The organism is Leptolyngbya cf. ectocarpi LEGE 11479 (assembly GCF_015207065.1).
In the GTDB taxonomy this organism is placed as follows: Bacteria; Cyanobacteriota; Cyanobacteriia; order Phormidesmidales; family Phormidesmidaceae; genus Leptothoe; species Leptothoe ectocarpi.
The window spans coordinates 26,498-34,571 of the sequence record NZ_JADEXP010000024.1; the positions used below are offsets into that span (position 1 = coordinate 26,498).

Annotated in this window: 8 protein-coding genes; 3 read left to right on the forward strand and 5 right to left on the reverse strand. The window is 49.4% G+C overall.

Going from position 1 to position 8,074, the window contains the following annotated elements; translation table 11 throughout:
* Nucleotides 1-179 precede the first annotated feature (179 nt).
* A complete protein-coding gene (locus tag IQ260_RS30865) occupies nt 180-518 on the reverse strand; it encodes a response regulator (protein ID WP_228015560.1) in 339 nt (112 codons plus the stop codon).
* Between the two features lie 215 nt (nt 519-733).
* On the opposite strand from IQ260_RS30865, the gene IQ260_RS04905 reads away from it, so the two are divergent.
* A complete protein-coding gene (locus IQ260_RS04905; RefSeq protein ID WP_193991401.1) occupies nt 734-1,243 on the forward strand; it encodes a hypothetical protein in 510 nt (169 codons plus the stop codon).
* A gap of 20 nt (nt 1,244-1,263) precedes the next feature.
* On the opposite strand, the gene IQ260_RS04910 is transcribed toward IQ260_RS04905, so the two are convergent.
* A complete protein-coding gene (locus IQ260_RS04910) occupies nt 1,264-1,896 on the reverse strand; it encodes a response regulator (protein WP_193991403.1) in 633 nt (210 codons plus the stop codon).
* Nucleotides 1,893-3,134 carry a sensor histidine kinase gene (locus IQ260_RS04915; RefSeq protein ID WP_228015562.1) on the reverse strand — a complete coding sequence of 414 codons (1,242 nt, stop codon included), beginning with the start codon at nt 3,132-3,134 and terminating at the stop codon, nt 1,893-1,895. Before IQ260_RS04915 ends, IQ260_RS04910 begins: the two co-directional genes overlap by 4 nt.
* Before the next feature lie 148 nt (nt 3,135-3,282).
* Here IQ260_RS04915 and IQ260_RS04920 point away from each other — a divergent pair, with 148 nt between their 5' ends.
* On the forward strand, nt 3,283-5,337 hold the full coding sequence (locus IQ260_RS04920) for a S9 family peptidase (protein WP_193991405.1): 2,055 nt from the start codon (nt 3,283-3,285) through the stop codon (nt 5,335-5,337).
* 90 nt (nt 5,338-5,427) lie between these two features.
* On the opposite strand, the gene IQ260_RS04925 is transcribed toward IQ260_RS04920, so the two are convergent.
* On the reverse strand, nt 5,428-6,441 hold the full coding sequence (locus IQ260_RS04925; protein WP_193991407.1) for a hypothetical protein: 1,014 nt from the start codon (nt 6,439-6,441) through the stop codon (nt 5,428-5,430).
* A gap of 44 nt (nt 6,442-6,485) precedes the next feature.
* Nucleotides 6,486-7,646, reverse strand: coding sequence for a tetratricopeptide repeat protein (locus IQ260_RS04930; protein ID WP_193991409.1), 1,161 nt, complete (start codon nt 7,644-7,646; stop codon nt 6,486-6,488).
* Between the two features lie 111 nt (nt 7,647-7,757).
* On the opposite strand from IQ260_RS04930, the gene IQ260_RS04935 reads away from it, so the two are divergent.
* On the forward strand, nt 7,758-8,074 hold a 317-nt coding region (locus IQ260_RS04935; protein ID WP_193991411.1), incomplete at its 3' end, for a YbjQ family protein.

Here is an 8,074-nt window from a genome sequence, read left to right on the forward strand (position 1 = left end):
GCTCCCATGACACCAGCCATCTTTGGTAGCAAAATTTTCGAAATGTTACCTTTATCATCGTTGATAGCGAAATTTTCGAAATATCACCTCAAGGTAGCGTGGTCGAGCGCACTGCTCTCTAAACCTTGTGCCACTTTCAGGACAGTCGTTTTGACCGCAATGTATCGGCTATTCGTTAACTATCCCTGGGCGAGGCATGACAATATCCGCCGCCGCTGATGTATCTGTTCTAGAGGAAAGAGATAACAGCACCTGAGCGGTAAAGGTGAAGGTACTTCCTTAAACTGGAGATATAGCTGATCTTGCTGGCGCTGTAGTTGTTGCACGTTGAGCTGATTTTCTACCCTTGCCAGGACTTCTACCACCTTGAATGGTTTAGAAATGTAGTTACTCCCATCGGGTTGCTCCAAAGCAACGGCCTGCAGTGCTACGGTGCCGTTGATGGCTTGCTGGACTTCATAGCCCTGTTCTTCGAGCAAATCGGACAGCAGCCTTAGATTTTTGGGCTGATCGTCCACCAGCAAATGGATAACGCTGATTGGCCTCTTGACTGAGTTTATCAATTCCTCGATTGCCAGACGGCATCGGATCATAAATTTTATCGGCGTTGCTGAACCTGGGGGTAAAAGCAGTCTGCCAAATAGACATCGCCGCCGCGATTTCTTAAACAGTGAGGTAACTTGATGCCTCAGAAATTGTTACATTAAACAGCTGACATCAACGGAAAAGGTCTGTGGACACAACGATTACTAAAAATTTTGCTATTTTAGCCCCCGTGCCGGAACATCATCTGATTTCGGGACTTGATGCTATTGCTCACCAGCTAGACGATGAAACCATGGAGACACATCCTGTGTTGGCCCTGGGCAGCAATGCCTTTGAAGTCTTTGGTCAAGCAGATGCACTACGCAAACAGTGCCTGGCAGACGTTTATATCTATGCATCCCATGCGGATAATCCCACGTTAAATCCCCAGGCAACCTGGAAGGCAACTTACCTGAAGCAAGTCCATTCTCGTCGAGGACGCTATCCCGGTAAGAGCATTCATCGACCCGAAGCAACCGCCACCGATAAACCCACCTGGGCAATTTTCTGGCTGCTCAAAGATTTAGAAAAGCTTAAAAAACCCTTGCCAATCGGTAATCTGAAGGGATTAGACAAAAAATCTAACTATCCTCCTCGTTTTTTACCGGAAGCACCGGTTTTAATAGAACATCCTATGATTAGGCGTCGCTTTAGCTAAGCACGGGCATAACAGCTACCTTAAAGGTACTGGTGAGCCCATAGGGCAGCCTGGGTGCGATCGCGAACATCCAGCTGACAGAAAATGTTTGTTAGATGATTTTTAATGGTGCCTTCGGTCAGATTTAGGGCGACTGCAATTTCTCGATTACTTTTACCCTGTCCCAATAGGGTCAGAATTTCCAATTCTCGTGGGTTAAAGTGAGCCTGATACTCTGTTTTTTTACTTTCAGACTGGGTATTTAGCTGAGAAAACACCTTGGGCGCAATGGTGGGACCTAATTGGCTGTAGCCCTGGTGCAAACTGCGGATGGCCGCAGCCACCTTGGGGGCTGGAGTACTTTTAAGCAAATATCCCAATGCCCCAGCCTGAAGAGACTGAAACACATATTCATCATTATCAAAGGTGGTTAAAACCAAAATCCGAATCCAGGGGTAGCGGGTATGAATTTCCTGGGTTGCCTGTACGCCATCACAGATGGGCATCCGCACATCCATCAAGATAATGTCAGGCTGTAAGCTTGCCGCCAGGGTAATGACCTCCTCACCCTGATTTGCTTCGCCCACCACGTCAAGATCCTCCTCTAGAGATAGCAGTGCCGCCAGACCCTGACGAAAAAGCGGTTGGTCATCAGCCAATACAAGTCGAATCATCGCGGTACCCTAATCTGAATACAGGTGCCTTGTCCAGGAGCACTGTCTAAGCGCATTGCCCCACCTATCAATTGGACTCTCTCCTGCATACCCCTGAGACCAAAACCCTGCATTGGTTTGGCTCGATCAAAGCCAATGCCGTCATCCTCTAGAACGAGGGTTACTGCGTCAGCAGAAGCCTGTCCCCGAACGTGAATAACCTGAGCTTGACTATGTTTGCGAATATTTTCTAATCCTTCCTTGACCACACAGTAAAGCTGGTGGTTGGTTTGCAATGGCAGCTGGGGCAAGTCTATTTTACTTTTAATCATAATGGATGAGACAGAAGCAAAGGATTCTATCAACTGCATCAGTGCTGCATTTAGATTAAACGTATCCGCTCGCATCGTAGTTACTGCCCGGCGAACTTCTTGCACGGATTGACTGGCCAACAGTTTAGACGTATCTAAGGCCTGTTGAACCTTTTCAGAGCGTTGTGCGTAGAGCCTTTGGGCCAGTTCCAGTTGCACATCAAGGGAGGTCAAGGTGTGCCCCAACGAATCATGAATATCTCGGGCAATGCGGGTACGTTCTAAATCCGCAGCTAGCAATTCCATTTCTTGGGTCAAAGCAATTGCTTGTTGACGACTTTTATACTCAGCTACAATCGTTAGACATAGCAGAATAATGAGCACACTAAACGGAACATAAATCACAAGATTGTTAAATACCGCATCAATCACCAGCAGTTGGGGAACGTCTTGAATGGCTTGGATATGTTCCTGTATCTGTTCTTGAATTTGTTCAATCGGGGTTGAAATATTAGTATTTAAACGCCAAACTAAGCCAAGATGCCAGGCAATACCGGCGAAAACAACGGTAAAAATAACATCACGGCGGCACAGCAAAAAACTACTTTTGGCTAAGTATAGAAAAAGAAGGAGATCGAGGCCCCAGTCACTAAATATACGCGTTAGTAACAAACAGAGAATCTCGATAAAAATATAACTTTGTCGCTGCCACATGGGCCGTCGGATTGGAAAAACAAAGCTCAGAAGTGCTAAAATCCCTAATACAAAGAAATTGAGATAATCACCGTTTCCCAGTTCGTAGGGTACTGATTTATGTAGTATAGGAAACAGTACTCTCAGAGTCACCATCACCAAGAATGCCCATTCTACATAGCGCAAGATTTTAGGAATTGAGGGATTGATGGTAGAAATCTGAGGTGTTATCCGAGCTGACATCAGCGTATCCATACTTACAATTGTCTCTACAGCTTATGAAATATATGGGTGAATTTCCATGACAAACGTCATGTATCAATATGACCTGTCGCTATGGCCAGTCCAAAATGGCCGGTTTAATGTTGAACCATAAGCAGCTCTTCAGAGGAAACGGTTTGTCATGAAACAGCTTCAGCGTGGTGCAGGTTTGATAATGATGTCTATCAGTTTGATCGGATTTAGCTTTGGTAATCCTCATCTACCGTTCACGGCCAAAACCGCGAATGCAGCTGAAAACCAGGCTCCGCCGCTGCTGCAGCGGGAATTATTTTTTGCTGATCCGGACATTGCTGGAGCCCAATTGTCTCCTGACGGTCAGTTTCTCGCCTTTCAAAAACCGCTGAACGGGGTGATGAATGTGTGGGTTAAGGGGATTAATGAACCGATGGCAGCCGCTCGCCCGGTCACAGCTGATGCTGACAGACCCATCATGATTTATTTTTGGAGCGCCGATGGTCGTTATATTCTCTATGCCCAGGATCAAGGCGGCAATGAGAATTTTCACATTTATGCAGCTGATCCCACATCGTTAGAGGGTACTGCCCGTAATTTAACGGCTATAGAGGGTGTTGCAGCACGAATCTATGCAATTCCTAAACAAACACCTAATCAGATTATTGTTGGGTTTAACGATCGCGACCCGCGATTTCATGACATCTACCGTGTAGATCTGACCACAGGAGAGCGGACATTATTGCTTCAAAATGATCAGCAGATTGGTCTTTGGACGACTGATCTATCGGGCAATGTGCGCTTAGCCTTTCGTCAAACGGCAGAGAGAGGCAATGAGATTTTAGCGGTGGGAGACGATGGCTTAACCCCTATTTACACCTGTCGCATTGAAGAAACCTGTGTCCCTATTCGATTTCATGCGGATGGTCAACGGGTGTATCTAATGAGCAATCGCAATGGGGATTTAATTCAGTTAGAGTTGCTTAATCTAGAAAACCAGCAGAGCCAGGTGGTGGAGGTGGATCCTGAAAACCAGGTGGATTTTGGTGGTGCGGTCTTTTCAGAAGCGACCGATGAGTTAATGGTCACCTACTATGTCGGCGATCGCATTCGGCTCTACCCACAAAACGATGCGATCGCAGCTGATGTGGCATGGCTGCAACAACAGCTGCCCGACGCTGATATTGCATTGAAATCCCTAACCCAGGACGATCGTTTTGCGCTGATTGGAGCCCAGAGCGACGTTAACCCTGGTTCTACCTATCTCTTTGATCGCAGTACTCGAACCCTTGAAAAGCTTTACGATTCTCGGCCAGAGCTGTCCAGTGAACATCTAGCCACCATGCAGCCAATCCGCTATACAGCCCGCGATAGGTTAGAGATTCCAGCCTATCTGACGCTGCCCCAGGGGGTGGACCCTGTAAACCTACCGGTGATTGTGATGCCCCACGGTGGACCTTGGGCGCGGGATACGTGGGGTTACAACCCGTTTACCCAGTTTCTTGCGAATCGTGGCTACGCGATTCTTCAACCCAACTTTCGCGGGTCCACTGGCTATGGTAAAGCGTTTCTCAATGCCGGTAACAACGAGTGGGGAACAGGGGCAATGCAGCATGATCTAACGGATGGTGTACAGTACCTGATTGATGAAGGGATTGCTGATCCAGAGCGGGTGGGGATTTTTGGTGGCTCCTATGGCGGCTATGCCACCCTGGCTGGGTTGGCCTTTACACCCGATATTTATGCTGTTGGGGCCTCTGCGGTGGGGCCATCGAACCTGATTACGTTGCTCCGGTCCATTCCTCCCTACTGGGAATCGCTGAAGGCCACATTTGCTCTGCGATTGGGAGATCCAGAAGACCCGAGCGATCACAACCGTCTAGAAGCTCAGTCCCCCCTATTTTTTGCCGATCAAATTCAGGCACCGCTGATGGTGATCCAAGGCGCTAACGACCCCCGTGTTAAGCAAGCAGAATCGGATCAAATTGTGGCCGCATTGCGCGATTTAGGCCAACCAGTAGAATATCTAGTAGCCCCGGATGAAGGGCATGGTTTCTCTAAGGAGATTAACTCCCTGGCAATGACCGCAGCATTAGAGATGTTTTTAGCCGAACATTTAGGCGGACGCTACCAGACAGACATCGCCCCAGACGTACAGTCTCAATTGGAGCGTTTAACCGTTGATATTAATACCGTGACGGTAAACACGCCTGAGGTGAATTAGTCTTACCAGCTGGGACTGGGGACATATCTAATCGCAGTAGCGATGGCGAAAAACGCCAAACCTATGGCATTAGATGCGATTGACAAGTGGCTATCGTTTATCCTGGAGCTGGTCAGCAAATTGCCGAATAAAGCCAAATCGATTCAGCATTTGTCCCAGCGGATCGTCAGCAGCTTGCACGTTTCGGATATCGTCTGCCACGCCATAAACCCCACCTGCCGTAAACAGAAAAAACTGCACCAAATCTGGCTCAGGTAGGGCCTGGTCTTCTATGGGTGATGTCTGGGGCAACAACGTTTGAGCAATTTGAACAATTTCTTGGGCCACATTAGCCACCTTTGGATCACCCCCTAAGCCAACATAACCTCCCCCTACGGTAGGTCGAAATGACGCCTCACCGGAGAGAAATGCGGTCAATGACATGGCCCATTGTGTAGAGGTGGAGTTGTCCATCATGCCCACATCCATCAGTACACCGTATACCTGATTAGCATCAGCCTCTGAAGCGCCTGTTTGGTCAGGTTGACTATTAAAAATAGTCTCGCGCCAGCTTTGATAGTCAGGTGTTATTTTCATGCGGGCTGGCCCAGGGTTAGCGTCTGGAGTGGAAGAAAAGGGGCCAGCAAATTGACTAATGGCATGACAGGCAGCATCGACGCTGTCACTGTCTTCCTGGTAGAGCAGTGTTTTGGGTTCAGTATCTCTGGCGACCAGCTTGAGGGTATAGAACCAGCGGGTTACCCGGCTACCACTGGCTTTTTTGTGTCGCCGTTTGTAAGAGCTGACGCTGACGTTTTGCAATGCAGATAGCGGGATTTCCCAGTGTTTTGCACCCAGTAGGGTAATCCGTTGGCACCTGACCTCATTAGCCACTCTATCAAAGGTCAGCGTTTCTGCCTGAAGCGCCCCGTAGAGTATGTATAGACCATAGGCTCCGACAAATATCACAATCGCAACGCCAGAGGAAACCAAACTGCCACTGGCTGCCATCCAGCCAAACCCGACTAACGCTATGGCCAGCATTGCCAACGGTAGAATCAGCTCTTGGCGATGGATAGGGCTGTGGATAACGAGTTCAGAAGCGGTTTGTTTGGTGATTTGCATAGGGGCACGAGAATCCAGCTTGGACCCAGCTTACAGCTGCATAGTTAATCAACACCCCATGCCTCTAAAAGTTCTTCCGCGCGATCGGCTTCGTCATCATTATCCTGGTCTTTATATAACCGTCTAGCCTGCTGCAAAGACTCAACAGCAGCATCGCGACGGCCCTGACCCCACAGGGCCAGACCCAGGTTATACCGTGCGCCCGCATCTTCAGGAAACTGACGGACGATTTGTCGGTAGGAAATCACCGCCCGGATATACTGCTCTCGCTCTAGTAGTAAAGACCCAATAGCAGCCTGGGCTGGGACAAAGCTAGGGTTAGCATCGACGGTTTCTTCTAGATGGATAAACGCCCCATCGGTATCCCCGCGCTCCTGCAAAATCTGCGCCAGCCGATACTGGCTTTCCCAATCCCGAGGATTAACGGCAATGGCCCGTCGTAGGGCTTCTTCAGCCTGGCTTATGCGCCCTTTATGAATCCAGATTTTAGCGAGATTGCCATAGAGGCTACCTCGATTGCGATCAATGTTGAGCGCTCGCTGCAGCGGACGCAGGGCATCGTCGTAGCGCTCTTGCTGCAGATACAGTAGACCAATGGCTTCATAGACCTGGGCATTATTAGGCGCTAGGCGGGCGGCCTCTTCCAGGGCGTTGAGCGCTGTGTCGTAATCGTCCAGCTTGAGCAGCATATTGCCCAAACCTAAATAAGCATTGGCTTCACGGGGGGCCATGCGGGTAATGGCTCGATAGGCATCGGCGGCCTCGGCGTAGCGCTGGGCCTGATACAGGCTGTGGGCCAGGCCATAGCGAAACGATACGTTGCGACTGTCGCGGTCAATGGCCTGACGGTAGCTTTCGACGGCAAGCTGGAAATCCCCTTTGAGAATTTGTAGATAGCCGATGCCTGAATACAGTCGGGCGTTATTGCGATCAATCGTCAGGGCGTCTTGGTAGGCTGCGATCGCAGCTGAGTAATTTTCATTATCCACATTTTCCTGAGCCTGTCTCAGTAGTTCCCCCACCCGCTCTTTTTCAGCATCCGACAGCTCGCGTAGCTGCACTTCAATGACCGGTTCCCCCTGGGCCAGCAGCCCATCCGGTAGCGCCACTGCCCGAGTCGCCATGGGCCAAAGCCACAGGATGCCAACCAGAGTGACCACCAGCCGAGGTGCCGGCACGGCTTTAGACATAGCAACAATTGACATCAGGGGATCTCCTAACTCATTTAAATGACTCAATGGCTCTGTGACTGAGGGCGACAGAACTTTACCAGAGCTTTGTGTCGTAATATAACGGTGCCGCTAACGTGATAATCAATGATTTTAGCAACTACCGATACACTTCAAGGAAAAAATATTAACCAGTACTTAGGTATTGTCACCGCTGAGGTCGTCTACGGTAGTAATATGCTTCGGGACTTTTTCGCCAGCATCCGGGATTTTTGGGGCGGACGGACGGGCTCCTATGAACGCATCTTTGAACAGGGCCAGCAGGATGCTCTGAAGGAATTGCAGGAACGTGCCAGTCGGCTAGGTGCCGATGCGGTCATTGGTGTACAGCTCAAAACAGACACGATCAACTTGGATGAAACCGGTGTGCTGATGTTGGGTACGGCCAGTGGAACGGCTGTAAG